Source organism: Yonghaparkia sp. Root332, from assembly GCF_001425665.1.
Lineage (GTDB): Bacteria > Actinomycetota > Actinomycetes > Actinomycetales > Microbacteriaceae > Microcella.
This window is the reverse complement of record NZ_LMCX01000002.1, coordinates 89,895-107,932: the sequence shown is the minus strand read 5'-3', so window position 1 is coordinate 107,932 and position 18,038 is coordinate 89,895. Positions and strand designations below refer to the sequence as shown.

Here is an 18,038-nt window from a genome sequence, read left to right as displayed (position 1 = left end):
CGGGCCGAGATGCGAGTTTACCCTACCGGCCGGGCGGGCACGAACGCGTACCGGAGCCCGGGCGCGCCCCTCGCCGCGCGACCCCCGGCGGCCTCACCCGACGTCGATGACGAAGATCGGCTGGCAGAAGGCATCGCCCGTGCACGTGATCTCCAGCTGCGTCGGCAGCCCGGTGCGGTCGCCCGATGCCGTCCGCGTGGTCTCGGGCTCCCCGCTCTCCTGCGCCGCGAGCACGAGGTCGAGGAGCGTGCCGCTGGCGATCGGCGGGTATCCGAAGCGCTCGGCCGACTCCACCGCGAAGGCCTCGACGTCGCGGAAGGTGCCGACGGCGACCTCCCGCGGCGGGGCGACGCGCAGCTCGCGCACCTCCCCATCCTTCGTCGTGATCGTGAACGTGACGGTGGTGAACCGCGCGCCTCCCTCGCCACCCGATGCGAGCAGCACGAGCCGGTAGTCGAGGTCCTGCGGGTGCGGGCCGATCACGAGCTCGCCATCCGCGGGAAGACCGAGCGGCTCCGTCTCGACGGGGAGATCGCGGAGATCCAGGCGCGGGATGCGCTGCTCATCGATGAAGGCGAGCCCCTCCTCGCTGAAGACCGAGAAGTTGAGGTCGTCGACCTCGTTCGTCTCCGCAGGCCCCGGACCGGCGGCCAGTCGCGGACCCTGGGAGGCCGCGAAGGCCACCACCGCGATGATGATCGCGCTCAGGAGGACGGCCGGGATCCAGCGCACCCACTCGGGCACTTTCGAGGGGAAGTCAGACACCGGACCACCTTAGCCGCGGCCGGCGGAGCGCCCGCCGCCGCGCCCCCAGCGACGGTGCGCTCGCGAGCGATACGGTGGACGGCGTGCCGCGCCCGACCGCCCTCCGCCGCCGTGCGGTCGTGCTCGCGGCGGTCGCGGCGCTGGCGGTGCTCGCTGCGGCCATGATCGCCGCGCGGGCGTTCCTCGACAGCCCGGCCGGCGCATCCTTCATCAACGACTACCCCGGCGCGTACGACCCGCCGCTCGGCACCCCCGAGGGGTTCCCGGCCTGGCTGCGCTGGACGCACTGGCTGAGCGCCTTCCTCCTGCTCTTCATCGTCAGCTCGGGGCTGCACCTGCGCGCCGGGAAGCGCCCGCCGGCGTTCGTGACGCGACGCACGACGGGCGCATTCGCGGCGAGGAGCCCGAGCCGGCTCGGCCTGCACTCCTGGTGGCACCTCGTCGTCGACACCCTGTGGGTGATCACGGGGCTCGTCTACGTCGTCGCGCTCGTCGCGAGCGGGCACTGGCAGAGGCTCATCCCGACGGACGTCACGGTCGTGCCGAACGCGGTCTCCTCCGCCGTGCAGTACCTCGCGCTCGACTGGCCCGCCCATGACACGTGGGCCGGCTACAACAGCCTCCAGCAGCTGTTCTACGCGGCGACCGTCGTGATCGCCGCGCCGCTCGCGACCCTCACCGGGCTGCGGCTCTCGCCCGTGTGGCCGACGCGGTGGATGCGCGCCCGCGGGCCGCTCTCCGACTCCGCCGCGCGGCGGGCGCACCGCGTCGTGCTCTGGTACTTCCTGGCGTTCACGGTCGCGCACGTCGCGCTCGTTCTGCTCACCGGAGCGCGCGAGAACCTCAACGGCATCTACGCGGGCATCGACGACGCCGGCAGTTGGCTCGGCGTCGGGCTCTTCGCCCTCTCGACCGGCGTCATGGCGGCCGCCTGGGTGCTGCTGCGACCCCCCGCGCAGATCGCGATCGCGCAGCGGGTTGCCGACGTGCGGGTCATGCCGGCGCCACCTCGCACCCCCGGGGGCTAGCCGACTCCGCTCGCGACCGGCCCTCCCCCGCCGAGCCCATTGACCAAATGAAGGGAGCGCCCGCGCGCATCACGGCGTGTCGCACGCGACACGCCGTCGCCGACGCCCCCGCTCCCTTCATTTGGTCGACGCGGGCGGGCGCGGTTCTGCGCGCGGGCGCGCGGCTAGAGGCTCGCGCGCAGGGCCCGCAGGCGAGCGAGGGTGGAGTCGCGGCCGAGGAGCTCCATCGACTCGAACAGCGGCGGGCTCACGCGGCGGCCTGAGACGGCGACGCGCAGCGGGCCGAACGCGAGCCGCGGCTTGAGGCCGAGCCCCTCGATGAGCGCGGTGCGCAGGGCCGCCTCGATGCCCTCCGGCGTGAACTCCTCGAGCCACTCGAGCGCGCCGATGCCGGCGTCGAGCACCGCGGCTGCGTCGGCGCCGAGCGAGGCTCGAGCATCCGCCTCGATCTGGAGGTCGTCATCGGCCGTGAACAGGAAGCCGACCATGCCAGGCACCTCGCCGAGGAGACCCACGCGCTCCTGCACGAGGGGCGCGGCCCTCGTCAGCAGCGCGCGCTCCGACGGTCGGGGGACGTCGTGGAACAGGCCCGCGCCGCTGCAGTACGGGATGCTCCGCTCGACGAACTCGTCGAGGGGCAGGCGCCGCACGTGGTCGCCGTTGATGGCCTCGGCCTTCTTCAGGTCGAACCGCGCGGGGTTGGGGTTGACGTCGCGCACGTCGAAGGCGGCGACGAGCTCGTCGAGGGTGAAGACGTCGCGGTCGTGGCTGAGCGACCAGCCCAGCAGCGACAGGTAGTTGAGCAGGCCCTCGGGGATGAACCCGCGATCGCGGTGGTGGAAGAGGTTCGACTCGGGATCGCGCTTGCTGAGCTTCCTGTTGCCCTCCCCCATGACGAACGGCAGGTGCCCGAACTGCGGGATCGCCTCGGCCACGCCGATGTCGATGAGGGCGTGGTACAGCGCGATCTGGCGCGGCGTCGACGACAGCAGGTCCTCCCCGCGGAGCACGTGCGTGACGCCCATGAGCGCGTCGTCCACCGGGTTCACGAACGTGTAGAGGGGGGCGCCGTTCGGGCGCACGACGACGAAGTCGACGAAGCTGCCCTGCGGGAAGGTGATCTCGCCGCGCACCAGGTCGGTGAAGCTCAGCGCCGTGTCGGGCACCCGCAGACGCAGCGCGGGCTGCCGGCCCTCCGCACGGTAGGCCGCGCGCTGCTCGTCGGTGAGCTCGCGCTCGGCGTTGTCGTAGCCCATCTTCGGGTCGCGGCCCGCGGCGATGTTGCGGGCCTCGATCTCCTCCGGCGTGAGGTACGACTCGTAGAGGTGGCCGGCATCCGTCAGCCTCTGGATGATGCGCGCGTAGATCTCGCCGCGCTGCGACTGCCGGTAGGGGGCCTGCGGGCCGCCGACCTCGACGCCCTCGTCCCAGTCGATGCCGAGCCAGCGCAGGGCGTCGAGCAGCTGGTGGTAGCTCTCCTCGCTGTCGCGGGCGGTGTCGGTGTCCTCGATGCGGAAGATCATCGTCCCGCCGGTGTGGCGCGCGTAGGCCCAGTTGAACAGGGCCGTGCGGACGAGGCCGACGTGCGGCGTGCCGGTCGGCGACGGGCAGAAGCGCACGCGGACATCGCTGCCCGTGGCGGTGGAGAAGGCGGGGGAAGTCATCGCCTGCGATCCTACCGGCGGGCGGGGCGCGGCCCGGGCGATCAGCAGCGGTAGAAGCCGGCCACCGTCGGCGCGAGCGTCGCATGGCCGCCGAGGAGCACGATGTCGGCCGGAGATCGCGCGCTGATCGCGCTGCGCACGGATGCCGGGAGGCACGCCTGGTTCGATGTCAGCAGCGGGGCCCCCAGTGCGCCCGCCGCGGCACCCCCCGAGAGGGCGTCGGCGAAGCCCCGGCCGGTCGCGACGTACGCGCGACTCGCATCGGGGAAGTAGCGCGACGCGAGGCCGGCAGCGACCTCGAAACGATCGGCACCGCCGATGCGCTGCACGGCGTACCCGGCGGACGCCAGCGACGACTCGATTCCCTGCGTCACCGTCGCGGGGCCGCCCACGATGACGATGCTGCGAGCCCCGACCTTCCGCAGGAAGGCGAGAGTGGCGGCATCGGCGACATCGGCCGAACCTCGAACCAGCAGGACGGGCGCTCGAACCGACGCCGCCGCCGGGCCGGCCGCCAGCGCGTCGGCGAATCCGGATCCTGTCGCCAGGAACACCGTCGGCGCTCCCGAGCTCCCGTAGGCGTCGATACCGAGATTGCGCGACACCTCGTACCGGTCGGCTCCTGACATGCGGTCGACACGGGGAGCGACGGTGCGGAGTGCGGCGAGCACGGGATCGCTGACCGACGCCGGGCCGCCGGCGACGACGATCCGCGCGGGCGACAGCCGACGCAGCTCCGCCAGGACGACAGCGGGGACGGAGGTCGGCGAGACGAGCAGGAGCGGGCCGCGTGCGGCCCCCGCCAGGGCCGCGGCGCTCAGCGCATCCGGGAAGTTCGCGCCGGACGCCACATAGACCGTCGGGACACCGGCAGCGAATGTGCGGGCCGATGTCCGCGCGGAGACGGCGTAGCGGTCCGGTCCGGCGATCCGGTGAACAGCGCCGGGCACCGTCGGCGGCGCAACGGCGTACCGGCCGAAGTTCTGCGTGTAGAACCACCGGCCTCGCGCGTCCCGTGCTGCACCGATGCCGATGTCCGTGCTCGACGACAGGATGTTGGCGCGGTGCCCCGTCGACGCCGCCCAGGCGTCCACCACGGAGTCGGGCTGGTAGCCCATCGCGACGTTCTCGGCCGCCCGCGACCACCCGGAGGGATAGAGGGAGGCGAAGCCGACGCGGTGGGACATGGATCCGGTCGTCGCCTGCTGCTCCGCCCAGTCCTGCGCGATGTCGTCGAGCGCCTCGTTCACTCGGAACGGGGGAAGACCGTTGGCCGCTCGGAGCGCGTTCGTCTCTTTCAGGATGAGGTCGCGCTCCGCCAGGTGGACCCCCGCGCTCGGCACGCCCGTCGCCGCCGCCGTGAGGTTCTGACCCGCGTCCGCCATCGACGACCCCGAGTTCGCGTCGCCGGCGGTGGGGGCGAGGGAGAGCGCAGCTGTGGCCGGAGCGACCGCGGTGAGGAGCAGGGTCGCGACGATCATGACAGTGACGTGTTGTCTCACGGCTTCCCCCCGGACCCGGATTCACCGCGACGATCGCCAGGAATCATCGCGCGACGGTCACGACCCCCGCCGCGACGTGGGCCCAGTGTAGCCCCGCGGTGCGGATCAGGATCTCCCCCCGAAGGGGCGACCACCGGCGGACGGGGCGGCTACCGCCGGGTCGAGCGCCCGCGGGCCGCGCGCGGCGTGACCACGAGCGTCGTCACCACGACCGCCACGAGCCCGAGCGCGACGAGCGACAGTCCCGAGTAGCCGAGCGCGGCGAGCGTGGGGCCGGCGAGGAGACCGCCGACCGCCCCGCTGCCACTCATGAGCAGGTCGCTGCGGCCCTGGATGACCGGCCGCCGCTCGGGCGCCGTCGACTCGGTCAGGAGAGCACTGCCCGCGACGGTCGAGGCGCTCCAGCCGAGGCCGAGCAGGATGAGCCCGGTGACGACCGCCGCCTCGCTCTCGGCGCCGAGCGCGGTGACCAGCAGGCTCGCGACGAGCAGACCCTGCCCGATCAGGATCGTCCACCAGCGCCCGAGCCGGTCGGCGAGGACGCCGAAGACCGGCGAGAGCGCGTACATGCCCGCGATGTGCAGGCTGATCGTGAAGCCCACGATGACGAGGCTCGCGCCGTGGTCGGTCAGGTGCACGGGCGTCATCGCCATGACGCTCACCATCGTGGCGTGGCTGAGCGCGAGGGCGATCAGGGCGAGGCGGATGCCCGCGCGGTCGCTGCGCACCGCCTCGGTCCCCGACTCCCCCGCTGCCGACGCCGCGGCCGCGGCATCGCGCGCGAGACGCAGCGAGAGCCGCAGGGGGTCGGGCCGCAGCGCGACGAGATAGAGGGTCGCGGCGAGCACCTGGGCGGCGACGGTGAAGAGGAACGGCCCGGAGAGCGCGGGCAGCCCGATCGCCTCGCCGAGCTGCTCGCCCGGGCCGATGAGGTTGGGGCCGCTCACCGCGCCGACGGTCGTGGCCCACACGACGAGCGACAGGTCGCGGCCTCGTGTCGCGGGCGATGCGAGGTCGGAGGCCGCGAAGCGCGACTGCAGGTTCACGGCGGTGCCGACGCCGATGAGCATGATGCCGACGAGCAGCAGCGGGAAGCTCGACAGCCCGGCGGCCACGATCGCGAGGACGGCGCCGGTCGCGGCGGTGAGCGCGCCCGTCGCGAGGGCCGGGGCGCGCCCGGCGCGAGCGGCGAGGCGCGCGAGCGGGATGGCGGCGAGCGCGGCGCCGAGCGTGGCCATGGTGGCGGCGAGTCCGCTGTAGGCGGGCGAGCCGGAGACCTCGGCGGCGAGGATCGCGCCGATGCTCAGCGTCGACCCCATCCCGAGTCCGGCGAGCACCTGCCCGGCCATGAGGGTCGAGCGGACCCGGCGCTGGACGGCCGCGACGTCGACGGGCGCGGCCGTGGCCGTCGGGGTGAGGGCGGTGGGGCTCATGGCTCCATCATGCCGCTGCCGGGCATCCGGCGCGCGGGGCCGCGGGCCCCGATCAGTAGTCGCGGTCGTCGCGGTTCTTCGCGGGATTGCTGAGCGTGCCGAGGCCCTCGATCGTGATGTCGATCGTCTGGCCGTCGACGAAGCCCCCGAGGCCGTCGGGGGTGCCGGTGAGGATGATGTCGCCCGGCAGGAGCGTCCACACGTCGCTGATGAACTCGATGAGCTGCGGGATCTTGTGCAGCAGGTCCGCGGTGTTGCCCGAGCGGCGCACCTCGCCGTCGACGCGGGTCTCGATCGCGAGGCTCGTCGGGTCGATCTCGGTGTCGATGTAGGGGCCGAGCGGGCAGAACGTGTCGTAGCCCTTCGCGCGCGCCCACTGTCCGTCGGCGAACATGACGTCGCGCGCCGACACGTCGTTGGCGATCGTGAAGCCGAAGACCACGTCGCGCCAGTTATCGGCCTTGACGCGCTTGGCGACCGAGCCGATGACGATCGCCAGCTCACCCTCGTGCACGATGCGGCCTTCGACGGGCGGGATGACGATGGGGTCGCCCGGGCCGACGACCGCCGTGTTGGGCTTGAGGAAGATGAGCGGTGTCTCGGGCCCCTCGTGCCCCATCTCCTTGCGGTGGGCGGCGTAGTTCATGCCCACGCAGACGACCTTCGAGCGCGGGATGACCGGCGCGAGGATCTTCGCCTCCGCCAGCGGCACCCGCTCGCCCGTCGTGTCGTAACCGTGGTACATCGGGTCGCCCGACAGGACGACGAGCTCCTCGTCGTCGACGATGCCGTACCGGGGGGATCCATCGGTGCTGAATCGTGCGATCTTCACGGCGAGAGCCTACCTTCTGTGCAGTCCTGCTTCATGCGAATGCATCGAGTGCGCGATCGGGGGCGCTCGGCGCCCACGACGCGGCCGAGAGCGCGGATGCTCAGGCCGGGGTGACGACGTACGTGGCGGTGACCTCGCCCTGGGCATCCGTCGCGACCGAGAGATCGACGCGGTACGCGCCCGAGGTGAACGCGCCGTACCCGCTGTCGGCGTCGCTCGAGACGCCGCTCGCGGCGAATCCGGCGCCCTCGAGCGCCGCGGCGGCCGCGTCGAACGCGCCGGCGTCATCGACCCGGGTGCGGACCACCCAGCCCGACCCCTCGGGGCCCGCCCCGCCGCCGAGCACTTCGCCGACGAGCGGGACCTCGCGCGGGAAGCTCGAGGGCGGCTCACCGTCGGTCGAGAGCTCGACGCCGCCGAGGACGTCGTCGACGAGACCGCGGACGGACTCGTCGATGCCGGAGGTGATCTGCTCGACGCCCTGGTCGACGAGGCCCTCGACGATGTTGTCGATCGGCGTTCCCGTCGCGCACCCGCTCGCCCCGAGGGCGAGCGCTCCGGCGAGGGCGACGGCGACGATACGACGGGGGGTGCGACGCATGGTGGCTCCTCGGGTCAGGCGTTCTGCTTCTTCAGGCGGGAGGTCGCGCGGGCGCGCAGAGTCTGGTCGAGCTCGACCTTGCGGATCCGCACCTTCTCGGGCGTGACCTCGACGCACTCGTCCTCGCGGGCGAACTCCAGGCATTCCTCGAGCGTCAGCTGGCGGGGAGGCGTGAGTCGCTCGAGCTCCTCCGCGGTGGAGGAGCGGATGTTGTTGAGCTTCTTCTCCTTGGTGATGTTGACGTCCATGTCGTCCGCGCGCGAGTTCTCGCCGACGACCATGCCCTCGTAGACCTCCTCGGTGGGGTTCACGAAGAACGACATGCGCTCCTGGAGCGTCATCATCGCGTTGCTCGTCACGACGCCCGAGCGGTCCGCCACGATCGAGCCGTTGTTGCGCGACTGGATCGATCCGGCCCACGGCTCGTAGCCGTGGGAGATCGCGTTCGCGATCCCGGTACCGCGCGTCGTGGTGAGGAACTCGGTGCGGAAGCCGATGAGGCCGCGGCTCGGGACGAGGAACTCCATGCGCACCCAGCCGGTGCCGTGGTTCGACATGCCCTCCATCCGGCCGCGGCGCGCGGCGAGGAGCTGCGTGATCGCGCCGAGGTACTCCTCCGGCGCATCGATCGTGAGCTGCTCGAACGGCTCGTGGAGCTTCCCGTCGATGGTCTTGGTGACGACCTGCGGCTTGCCGACGGTGAGCTCGAAGCCCTCGCGGCGCATGTTCTCGACGAGGATGGCGAGCGCGAGCTCGCCGCGGCCCTGGACCTCCCACGCATCGGGGCGGCCGATGTCGACGACGCGGATCGAGACGTTTCCGATGAGCTCGCGGTCGAGGCGGTCCTTGACCATGCGCGCCGTGAGCTTGTGGCCCTTGACCTTGCCGACGAGGGGCGAGGTGTTGGTGCCGATCGTCATCGAGATCGCGGGCTCGTCGACCGTGATGGCCGGGAGGGGGCGGATATCCTCCGGGTCGGCGATCGTCTCGCCGATCGTGATGTCCTCGATGCCGGCGATCGCGACGATGTCGCCCGCCGTGCCCGACTCGGCCGGATAGCGCTCGAGCGCGCGGGTCTTCAGCAGCTCGGTGATGCGCATGTTGGTGTGCGAGCCGTCGTGGCGCACCCAGGCGACCGTCTGGCCCTTCTTCAGGGTTCCGTTGAAGATGCGGAGAAGCGCGATGCGGCCGAGGAAGGGGCTCGCGTCGAGGTTCGTGACGTGCGCCTGCAGGGGGTGCTCGTCGTCGTAGGTCGGGGCGGGGATGTGCTGGAGGATCGCCTCGAAGAGCGGCTCGAGGTCGTCGTTGTCGGGAAGCTCGCCGTCGGCGGGGCGCGTGCGGCTCGCCGCGCCGGCGCGGCCGGAGGCGTAGATGACGGGCAGGTCGAGGATGGCGTCCACGTCGAGGTCGGGCACCTCGTCCTGGAGGTCGCTCGCGAGGCCCAGCAGCAGGTCGTGGGTCTCCTCCTCGACGGCCTCGATGCGGGCATCCGGGCGGTCGGTCTTGTTGACGAGCAGGATGACCGGGAGCTTCGCGGCGAGCGCCTTGCGCAGCACGAAGCGGGTCTGAGGCAGCGGGCCCTCGCTCGCGTCGACGAGCAGGACGACCCCGTCGACCATGCTCAGGCCGCGCTCGACCTCGCCGCCGAAGTCGGCGTGGCCGGGGGTGTCGATCACGTTGATCGTGATCTCCTGACCATCGGCGTGCTTGCCCTTGTAGGTCACCGCCGTGTTCTTGGCGAGGATCGTGATGCCCTTCTCGCGCTCGAGATCGTTCGAGTCCATCGCGCGGTCCTCGAGGTGGGCGTGCGCGGCGAAGGAGTCGGTCTGGCGCAGCATGGCGTCGACGAGAGTGGTCTTGCCGTGGTCGACGTGGGCGACGATCGCCACGTTGCGCAGGTCGGAGCGGGTGGCGAGCGCCATACGGAAGCAGCTTTCAGTTCGAGGAGGATTCGGGGCTCAGGGCACGCAGAAAGGGCCGAGCGATGCGACCAGTCTACCCGCCGCCCTCTCGGGCGGGGGTCCGGTCTCGCTCGGCCCTCTGCGGGATGCGGCTAGAGCCCGGCGCGCCGGCTCTCGCGGCGCTCGCGCTGCGCGATCGGATCGGGCAGCGGCACCGCCGCGATGAGGCGCTGCGTGTACGCCTCCTTCGGGCTGCGGAGGATCTCGTCGCGCGTGCCCTGCTCGACGAGTCGACCGCGGTGCATCACGGCGATGCGGTGGGCGAGGATGTCGACGACGGCGAGGTCGTGGCTGATGAAGAGGCACGCGAACTGCAGCTTCTGCTGGAGGTCCTGGAGGAGATCCAGGAATCGCGCCTGCACCGAGACGTCGAGCGCGCTCGTCGGCTCGTCGGCGATGAGGAGCTCGGGAGCGAGCGATAGGGCGCGAGCGATGCCGACGCGCTGGCGCTGACCGCCGGAGAGCTCGTGCGGGTAGCGGTTGCGGTAGCTCGTGGGGAGCTCGACCGAGCTCAGAAGCTCCTGCACGCGCTTGTCGAGCTCTTTGCCCTCGGCCTCGCCGGCGAGGAAGAGCGGCTCGCCGATCGACTCGCCGATCGGCATGCGGGGATTGAGGCTCGAGCCCGGGTCCTGGAAGACGATGCCCGCCTTGCGGCGCAGCGACTTGAGCTCCTTCGTCCCGCCGCTGGAGATGTCGACGCCGGCCGAGATCAGCGTGCCGCTCTTGATCGGCAGGAGGCCGACGGCGGCGCGGCCGAGGGTCGTCTTGCCCGAGCCCGACTCGCCCACGAGTCCGACGATCTCGCCCGGGTACACGCTGAGATTGATCTCGTCCGCGGCGAGGAACGCCGGGACGCGCCCGCGCTTCGGGTACTCGATCGCCACGTCCTGGAACGACAGCGCGGGCGTCGTCATCGTCGACGGCGCGGTGCGCGACGTCCCGGTCTCCGAGATCTCGAGTCCGAGGTGCGGCACCGACGCGAGCAGCGACTGCGTGTACGGATGCTGCGGCCGCTGGAAGATGTCGAGCGCCGCTCCCTGCTCCACGGCCTCGCCGTTCTTCATGACCATGATCGAGTCCGCGAGGTCGGCGACGACGCCCATGTCGTGCGTGATGAGCACGATCGCGGAGTCGAGGCGCGTGCGCAGGCTGCGCAGCAGCTCGAGGATCTCGGCCTGGACGGTCACGTCGAGCGCCGTCGTCGGCTCGTCGGCGATGAGCAGCACGGGGTCGCACGAGATCGACTGGGCGATCATCGCGCGCTGTCGCTGGCCGCCGGACAGCTGATGGGGGTACTTGTTGAACGCCGTCTGCGGGTCGGGCATCTCGACCTTCTCGAGCAGCTCGATCGCGCGCTCCTTCGCCGCGGCGGGCGTGAGGTCGTAGTGCGTGCGGAGCGTCTCGACGATCTGGAACCCGATCGTGTACACGGGGTTGAGCGCCGTCATGGGCTCCTGGAAGATCACGGCGATCTGGTTGCCGCGCACCTTCCTCAGCTCACGGTTGTCGAGGCCGGCGATCTCGCGCCCGAGGAGCTTGATCGAACCCGTGACGCGCGCGGTCGGCGGAAGCAGCCCCAGGAGGGCCATCGAGCTCGAGCTCTTGCCCGAGCCGGACTCGCCGACGATCGCGAGCACCTCGCCGCGCTTGACGCGGTAGTCGAGGCCGACGGCCGCGGGGTAGTACTCGCCGTCGACCCAGAAGTCGACGCCGAGGTTCTCGACCTCGAGCACGGTCTCGACGGCGGTGGGGGTGGTGGTGCTCACGGGAGGTCCTTCCCTGCGTTCAGGTCGCGGCGGTCTGACAGGCTGGCATCATGCGATTCCAGCCCGTCGTCTTCCGTCCGCTCTTCGGCCGCGTGCTCACCGTCGTCATGACGGTGCTCGCGCTCGCGGGTCTCGGTGGGTTCGTGGTCACGGGCGACGTCGAGGGCCTTGTGCGCTACGGCTGGTGGCTGGGCCTCATGGCCTACGGCACTGCCGTGCTGTTCTGGCTGCCGGGCGTCGCGGTGCGCCAGGACGCCGTCGAGGTGCGCAACCCCTTCGTCTCGTGGGTGCTGCCCTGGGAGGGCATCCAGCTCATCGACACGAAGTGGGCGCTCACGCTGCGCGCGGGCGGCAAGCGGATCGAAGCCTGGGCCGCGCCAGCCGGCTCGCGCTGGACGCCCATGACGCTCGGTCGCGACGACTTGCGCGTCTCGGAGTCGGCGCACGTGGCAGGGTCGATCCGGCCCGGTGACGCGCTCAACACCGACAGCGGCGCCGCCGCGAACGTCATCCGTCGCCACTGGGAGGAGCTGCGCGACGACGGCCTCCTGCGCCCCGACGCGCCGGAGGCGCAGCCGCGCCGGACCGTGCACGCGCTCGAGCTCGGCATCGTGCTCGGCCTTGCGGTGCTCTGCCTCGCGGGCCTCGTGCTCTGAACCGGCGGGAGCCAGGACGAGCATCAGGCGTCGCCTCGCGAGCCGTGCGTCGGTCGCTCGTCGCCCTCGTCGAGGGTCGTCGTGCTGCGCGGCGCCAGCGAATCGTCGACCTGGTTGTCGGCACCGCGCGTCGCCACGAGCACCTCGGCGCGCGCGAGGTCGTTGCGGTTGGACGTCGCCCGGGCGAGGGCGCGCGAGCTGGGCAGCCGCTTCTGACGCGGGTCGAACGCATCGCGCAGACCGTCGCCGATGAAGTTGATGCACAGGGCGATCGCGATGATGAACGCACCGGGCCACCAGAACAGCCACGGACGTGTCGCGAAGGCCGCCTGGTTATCGCTGATGATCTTGCCGAGCGAGGTGTCGGGAGCCTGCACGCCGAACCCGAGGAAGCTCAGGGCCGTCTCGAGCAGGATCGCCGCGGCCATGAGGAGCGTCGCGTTGACGATGATGACGCCGATCGCGTTCGGCAAGACGTGCTTGAAGATGATGCGGCGGTTGCTCGCGCCGGCGACGCGCGCGGCGTCGACGAACTCGCGCTCCCGGAGGCTCAGGACCTCGGCGCGGACGAGGCGCGCGAGCCCGGTCCACGCGAACAGTCCCAGCACGATCGCGAGCGCGAAGGCACCCTGGTTGCCGACCGCCTTGCCGACGACCGCACCCACGACGATCACGGGGATCGTGATGATGATGTCGGTGAAGCGCATGAGCACGGAGTCGCGCCAGCCGCGGAAGAACCCGGAGATCGCGCCGATGACCGTGCCGATCGACACGCCGATCGCGCCGACGACGATCATGATGACGATCGACTGCTGCGTGCCGCGCATGACGACCGCGAAGATGTCGCGGCCGACCTCGTCCTGACCGAAGGGGTGGTCGCCGAAGCGGAGGCCATCGCCGCCGAGGAACTCGGGGACGAGGCTCAGCGTCGGAGCGCCGCCGTTCTGCGGGTCGGGGATCTGCGTCCAGTTCCACTGCCACCAGCCCGGGGTGCGGATGTCGATCCCGAAGAAGCTGAAGGCGAGGCCGACGGACGAGAACGCCAGGATGATGATGAACGCGAGCACGACCATCGACACGAGAGCGCCGCGGTGCCGGAAGAAGCGACGTCGGACGATCTGGCCCTGGCTGAGGCCCTCGATCTCCTTGAGCTCGAGGTTGTTCTCGGAATCGGTCACGCTGCCCGCGCTGTGCCCGGGCTCGGGAGTAGGTGTGTTCGACATCAGTTCACTCGGATTCGCGGGTCGAGGGCGGCGTAGACGAGGTCGGCGATCAGGTTGAAGAGGATCGCGAGCCCGCCGACGATGACGAAGAAGGCCATCACGGGGTTCGGGTCGACGCGCTGAAGACCGTTCTGGAACAGCGATCCCATGCCCGTCCAGCCGAACACGCGCTCGGTGATGACCGCGCCGCCGATGAGGCCTCCGATGTCAAAGGCGACGATCGTCGCGATCGGGATGAGCGCATTGCGGAAGGCATGGCGGACGACGACCGTCCGCTCTGACAGCCCCTTCGCCCGCGCCGTGCGGATGTAGTCCTGGTTGAGAACCTCCAGGAGGCTCGCGCGCGAGTAGCGGGTGTACGTCGCGAACGAGATGAGGATGAGCGCGAGCGTGGGGAGCAGCAGGTGCGTGTAGATGTCCACGCCCTGGACCCAGAGGGACCCCTCGAGGTTCGGCGTGGACGCGCCGATCGTCGCGATCGGGCGCCCGCGGATGCGACCGGAGGTGGCGTAGTCGTCCCACACCATCATGAAACGGTCGAGCGCGATCACGAAGGCCGTCGTGATGCCCGTGAAGACGGCGACTCGGATCACCGGGCCGCGGTCGTGACCGCCGGCGAAGTAGCCGATCGCACCGCTCACGAGGGCCGTGAGCACAGCGAGCGCGAGGAGCATCCACCATTCGGTCACGTAGAACGAGAGGTTGTACTGGAAGGGGAAGTAGAGGGCGATCCCGAGGCCGGCGACGGCGACAGCGGCGATGAGCGCGCGTCGGTTCTTGAGGCCGGTGATGAGCGCGGTGAAGCCCACGGCCGCTCCGAGCCCCATGATCGCGACTCCGCCGATCGTCAGCGCCGGGCTGCTGAACCAGCCGGTGACGTTCATGACGGTGAGGATCGCGGCCGTAGCGGCAGCCGCGATCGCGAACGTCACGACCTTGCGCCGTGCGCTACCGGGAATGATCGAGGCCCAGAGGGCGCCCGAGACGACGGCGAGCGCGAGGACGGCGAGAAGCGGGAGCTGGGGGTCATTCTCGAGGAAGTCGTTGAAGCCGATGGCCACGAACTGCTTGAGCAGCACGGCCACCCAGAAGATCGGGAGCGAGAAGAAGAGGAAGGAGACGAAGGTGACGCTGTAGTCGTAGCCCGAGTACTGACGGAGCGCCGTGGTGATACCGACGATCAGACCCAGGAAGATCGCGACGACCGTGGAGATCGTGACGAGCTGGATGGTCGACCCGAGCGCCTGCTCGAGGAGGGCGTTGACGCTGCGGCCCTCAACGGTCACGCCGAAGTTGCCGGTGATGACGTTGCCGAACCAGATGAAGTATCGGAGCGGCGGTGCGACATCGAGGTTGAGAAGTCGGATTCTCGACTCGATGAGCTCTTCCTTGTTGGGAGCGCTGCTCTGACGGAGGTCCTCGAGGGGGTCACCCGACAGCGCCACGAGGTTGTACATGATGTACGTCGCGGCGAGGAGGACGAAGACGGAGGCGATGAGTCGCCGGATAACGAATGTGGCCATCGGAAATGGCACCCTACCTAACTGAATCCTGGAGCGCCCCGGGTGCTGAGTCAGCTGACTGACGTGATCAGCCCGAGAGCCTCGGACTTACTCGCTTTCGCTGTCAGTCGGCGTCCAGTCCCAGATGTTCCAGAAGATGGTCGGCGAGAGCGGGCCGGGGCTGACGCCCTCGACGCGGTCGCTGTACGCCGTGATACCGGGGAACTGGAAGATCGTGAGGCCGTACGCGTCGTCCATGAGGAGACGGTCGATCTCGAGCTGGATCTCGATCTGGCGCTCGGGCTCCAGGGCCGTGTCGAGCTCGGTGAGGAGCTCGTCGACCGCGGGGTTCGAGTAGTAGTTGAGGTTGTTGATGCCGCCGGTGCGGAAGGTCGCCGAGCTGTTGGTCACGCCGAGGCTCGTCGACTGCCACCCGAAGAACGACGCGTCGTAGGCGCCCGGGGTGCCGAGAAGGCCGCCCCAGTCGTCGCTGCCGCAGTCGGTCACGTTGAAGCCTGCCTGGTTGGCCGACTCCTGGATGAGGGCGAACTCGTTCACGCGCCGGGGGTTGTTCGTCGCGTAGAGGATGCAGACCTCGGGGCTCGTGACGCCGGCCTCGGCGAGGAGCGCCGCAGCGCCCTCGATGTCGACCTCGCCGAAGTTCTCGGCCATGCCGTTGCCCCCGACCGTGTCGTCGTAGCCGGGCGCGCCCGGGACGAAGAGCTGCGAGTTGCGCACCTCGGCCTCGGGGTTGAGCGGCTTGATGAGCGTGTCGACGATCTGCTGACGCGGGATCGTCTTGAGGAAGGCCTCACGGACGAGCGGGTCGCTGAAGGTGCCGCTCTTCGACTGGTCGAACTGGAGGTCGATGTGCTCGTAGGTGCCCTCGACGCTGTTCAGGACGGTGACGCCGTCGAGCTCGGCGAGCGCGTCAGCCACATCGGCCGTGGCCTGGGGGCTGATGACGTCGACCTCGCCGTTCGCGAGCGCCTGGACGGCGGCGAGCGGGTCGGTGATGAAGCGGACGGTGACCTCTTCGATCTGCGGGGTGTTCTCGCCGACGTAGTTCTCGTTGGCGGTCAGCGTGATGTACTGGTCGGCCACGAAGTCCGAGATCACGTACGGGCCGTTGACGACCAGCAGGTTGGCGTCCTCCTCGGAGGGCATCTCCGAGAAGTTCCAGTCCGAGTTCCAGACCGACGAGATCGGCGCGAGCGCCTCCGCGTCGTTGTTCTGGATGGCCTCGACGAGGGCGTCCTTCGCCTCCTGCGGGTCCTCGATGCCGAGCGCGCGCTGCGCGACGACGTGAGCCGGCAGGCCGACGCCGAACACGAGCTCCCAGTCGACGAAGATGTTGTCGTACTCGAGCGTAATGGTCTTGCCATCGATCTCGGGAACCTGCGAGACGTTCTCGAGGCCGCCGCCGAGGGCGCCGTCGAAGAAGACGACGTCGGTCGGGTAGTCCTCGGTGAACTCGCCGGTCACGGGGTCGGTGAACTCGGTCGGGTCGAAATCGGGCGTGTTGGGGACACCCGAGTTCGCGGCCCACGCGAGGAGCATGTCGGCGGCGTCGACGGGCGTGCCGTCGGACCACTGGACGCCATCGGCGATCGTGTACTCGACGACCAGCGGGTCCTCCGAGACGACCTCGTAGGTGCCGAACGACTCGTCCTTCTGGAGCTCGGGCGTGTTGTCGTAGTAGTTGAACGCGCCGCTCGTCATGTACACGATGTTCGCGTTCGCCGTGGCATTACCGAACGACGTGTTGCTGTTGTACGAGTAGAACGGCTGGTTCCACGCGACCGTGATGGAGCTTCCTTCGACGACCTCGGACTCCTGCTGCGGTGCAGCGCAAGCCGAGAGGACGAGGGCGCTCGCCGCGATCGTGGCCGCGCTAGCTGCCCCGATTCTGCTGATTCGCAATTTTCCTCCTGTGCAAGATGGACACGCGTCGGCCGCAGTCAGAGCGCGCCGTCACGCCTATTGGGTATGACCCTAGAGAGAGGGTCACATCCCCGCCAAACCCTAAGCGCATTCGTTACACACCGGTAACGACATTCGAGCAATCATGTGCACGAGTCCGGATAATTGCGTCACTCCGCGGTCACCACGCACGATCGTTGCGTCGGCGTCCGGATCTTCCCGAGACCGTGCGCGTTCGAGAAGGATGAGATGAGCATCCGTCGCCTGACGGTATGTCGGCGTGCTCTAAAGAGCAGGGGGTTCCGGGGCCGGATCCTGCCCCTCCCCCACAATCGCGCTCGGGTGAGCGCGAGCCGCGCGCGGGATACTTCTGCCGTGACCGCCCTCTCCGCGCCCGACATCAGCACGGGCATCCCCTCGCCACGACGTATCCGCGCCGAGATCCTCATCGTCCTCGGCCTCTCGCTCGGCGCGAGCGCCGTCTACTCGCTCGTGGCGATCATCAATCGCGTCACCCGCGACGTGCCGCTCTCGCAGCAGACCGCCACGATCAACGGTGCGCGCGACGAGCGCGAGATCTTCGACCTGATCTACCAGCTCCTCGCGATCGTCTTCGACCTCGTCGCCGTCGCCCTCGTCGCGCTCCTGCTGTGGCGGGCGGCCCGACCGCACCTCGGGCGGCTCGGCATCGACGGGACCCGACCCTGGCGCGACGCGCGGGACGGCCTCGGCCTCGCCGTGCTCATCGGGGTGCCGGGCCTCGCGCTGTACGTCGCCGGCCGCGCGCTCGGGGTCACGGTGACCGTCGTGCCGACCGCGCTCGACACCTACTGGTGGACCGTCCCGGTGCTGCTCCTCGCCGCGTTCCGCGCCGGCGCCACCGAGGAGGTGATCGCGATCGGCTACCTCTTCGCGCGCCTGCGCGACCTCCGCTGGAGCCCGTGGGCGGTCATCCTGACGAGCGCGCTCCTGCGGGCGACCTACCACCTGTATCAAGGGTTCGGGGCCTTCGTCGGGAACTTCGTCATGGGCATCGTGTTCGGCTGGATCTACACGCGCACCGGCCGCGTCCTCCCCCTCGTGATCGGGCACACGGTCCTCGACGCTGTGATCTTCGTGGGATACCCCTGGGCGGCCGCGGAGTTCCCGGAACTTCTCGGGTTGCCCGCCTAGCCTCGCCGC

14 protein-coding genes are annotated in these 18,038 nt (G+C 70.3%); 3 read left to right on the top strand and 11 right to left on the bottom strand.

The window, feature by feature from the left end; all coding sequences use genetic code 11:
- Positions 1–93 precede the first annotated feature (93 nt).
- A complete protein-coding gene (locus tag ASC54_RS08265) occupies positions 94–765 on the bottom strand; it encodes a hypothetical protein (protein WP_156376796.1) in 672 nt (223 codons plus the stop codon).
- 83 nt (positions 766–848) lie between these two features.
- Between ASC54_RS08265 and ASC54_RS08260 the strand changes: the two genes are divergently transcribed.
- Positions 849–1,793: a cytochrome b/b6 domain-containing protein gene (locus tag ASC54_RS08260; RefSeq protein WP_055898263.1), complete on the top strand. Its 945-nt coding sequence runs from the start codon at positions 849–851 to the stop codon at positions 1,791–1,793.
- Between the two features lie 164 nt (positions 1,794–1,957).
- Here the strand turns inward: ASC54_RS08260 and gltX are convergent, their stop codons facing one another.
- From gltX to ASC54_RS08225, 7 genes are all read right to left on the bottom strand, one after another.
- On the bottom strand, positions 1,958–3,457 hold the full coding sequence (gene gltX, locus ASC54_RS08255) for a glutamate--tRNA ligase (protein ID WP_055859742.1): 1,500 nt from the start codon (positions 3,455–3,457) through the stop codon (positions 1,958–1,960).
- Between the two features lie 41 nt (positions 3,458–3,498).
- Positions 3,499–4,938: a cell wall-binding repeat-containing protein gene (locus tag ASC54_RS08250; protein WP_055898260.1), complete on the bottom strand. Its 1,440-nt coding sequence runs from the start codon at positions 4,936–4,938 to the stop codon at positions 3,499–3,501.
- 170 nt (positions 4,939–5,108) lie between these two features.
- Entirely contained in the window at positions 5,109–6,392 is a 1,284-nt protein-coding gene (locus ASC54_RS08245) for an MFS transporter (protein ID WP_055898257.1), read from the bottom strand.
- 52 nt (positions 6,393–6,444) lie between these two features.
- The gene (locus ASC54_RS08240; protein WP_055898253.1) at positions 6,445–7,224 is read right to left on the bottom strand and encodes a fumarylacetoacetate hydrolase family protein; all 780 of its coding nucleotides are present in this window, start codon (positions 7,222–7,224) and stop codon (positions 6,445–6,447) included.
- A 100-nt stretch (positions 7,225–7,324) separates the two neighbouring features.
- Complete coding sequence (locus tag ASC54_RS08235; protein ID WP_156376795.1) at positions 7,325–7,825, bottom strand: hypothetical protein; 501 nt, start codon at positions 7,823–7,825, stop codon at positions 7,325–7,327.
- Between the two features lie 14 nt (positions 7,826–7,839).
- Entirely contained in the window at positions 7,840–9,747 is a 1,908-nt protein-coding gene (gene typA, locus ASC54_RS08230; protein WP_055859730.1) for a translational GTPase TypA, read from the bottom strand.
- Positions 9,748–9,878: 131 nt separating this feature from the next.
- Positions 9,879–11,552 carry an ABC transporter ATP-binding protein gene (locus ASC54_RS08225; protein WP_055898250.1) on the bottom strand — a complete coding sequence of 558 codons (1,674 nt, stop codon included), beginning with the start codon at positions 11,550–11,552 and terminating at the stop codon, positions 9,879–9,881.
- 50 nt (positions 11,553–11,602) lie between these two features.
- Here ASC54_RS08225 and ASC54_RS08220 point away from each other — a divergent pair, with 50 nt between their 5' ends.
- Positions 11,603–12,208, top strand: a complete 606-nt coding sequence (locus ASC54_RS08220; protein ID WP_055898247.1) for a hypothetical protein — start codon at positions 11,603–11,605, stop codon at positions 12,206–12,208.
- A 23-nt stretch (positions 12,209–12,231) separates the two neighbouring features.
- Here the strand turns inward: ASC54_RS08220 and ASC54_RS08215 are convergent, their stop codons facing one another.
- The 3 genes from ASC54_RS08215 to ASC54_RS08205 form a co-directional block, all read right to left on the bottom strand.
- Positions 12,232–13,431: an ABC transporter permease gene (locus ASC54_RS08215; RefSeq protein ID WP_082514989.1), complete on the bottom strand. Its 1,200-nt coding sequence runs from the start codon at positions 13,429–13,431 to the stop codon at positions 12,232–12,234.
- The gene (locus ASC54_RS08210) at positions 13,431–14,954 is read right to left on the bottom strand and encodes an ABC transporter permease (RefSeq protein ID WP_055859721.1); all 1,524 of its coding nucleotides are present in this window, start codon (positions 14,952–14,954) and stop codon (positions 13,431–13,433) included. The genes ASC54_RS08215 and ASC54_RS08210 overlap by 1 nt, the downstream gene beginning before the upstream one ends.
- Before the next feature lie 87 nt (positions 14,955–15,041).
- On the bottom strand, positions 15,042–16,856 hold the full coding sequence (locus tag ASC54_RS08205) for an ABC transporter family substrate-binding protein (RefSeq protein ID WP_369813323.1): 1,815 nt from the start codon (positions 16,854–16,856) through the stop codon (positions 15,042–15,044).
- Positions 16,857–17,231: 375 nt separating this feature from the next.
- On the opposite strand from ASC54_RS08205, the gene ASC54_RS08200 reads away from it, so the two are divergent.
- A complete protein-coding gene (locus tag ASC54_RS08200) occupies positions 17,232–18,029 on the top strand; it encodes a CPBP family intramembrane glutamic endopeptidase (RefSeq protein ID WP_055859718.1) in 798 nt (265 codons plus the stop codon).
- The last annotated feature ends 9 nt before the right edge of the window (positions 18,030–18,038 follow it).

What these genes read in the sequence shown, in the direction of transcription:
- gltX (WP_055859742.1), bottom strand. Translation starts at nt 3,457, where the DNA reads ATGACTTCCCCCGCCTTCTCCACCGCCACGGGCAGCGATGTCCGCGTG.
- ASC54_RS08250 (WP_055898260.1), bottom strand. Translation starts at nt 4,938, where the DNA reads ATGATCGTCGCGACCCTGCTCCTCACCGCGGTCGCTCCGGCCACAGCT.
- ASC54_RS08245 (WP_055898257.1), bottom strand. Translation starts at nt 6,392, where the DNA reads ATGAGCCCCACCGCCCTCACCCCGACGGCCACGGCCGCGCCCGTCGAC.
- ASC54_RS08235 (WP_156376795.1), bottom strand. Translation starts at nt 7,825, where the DNA reads ATGCGTCGCACCCCCCGTCGTATCGTCGCCGTCGCCCTCGCCGGAGCG.
- typA (WP_055859730.1), bottom strand. Translation starts at nt 9,747, where the DNA reads ATGGCGCTCGCCACCCGCTCCGACCTGCGCAACGTGGCGATCGTCGCC.
- ASC54_RS08220 (WP_055898247.1), top strand. Translation starts at nt 11,603, where the DNA reads ATGCGATTCCAGCCCGTCGTCTTCCGTCCGCTCTTCGGCCGCGTGCTC.
- ASC54_RS08215 (WP_082514989.1), bottom strand. Translation starts at nt 13,431, where the DNA reads ATGTCGAACACACCTACTCCCGAGCCCGGGCACAGCGCGGGCAGCGTG.
- ASC54_RS08210 (WP_055859721.1), bottom strand. Translation starts at nt 14,954, where the DNA reads ATGGCCACATTCGTTATCCGGCGACTCATCGCCTCCGTCTTCGTCCTC.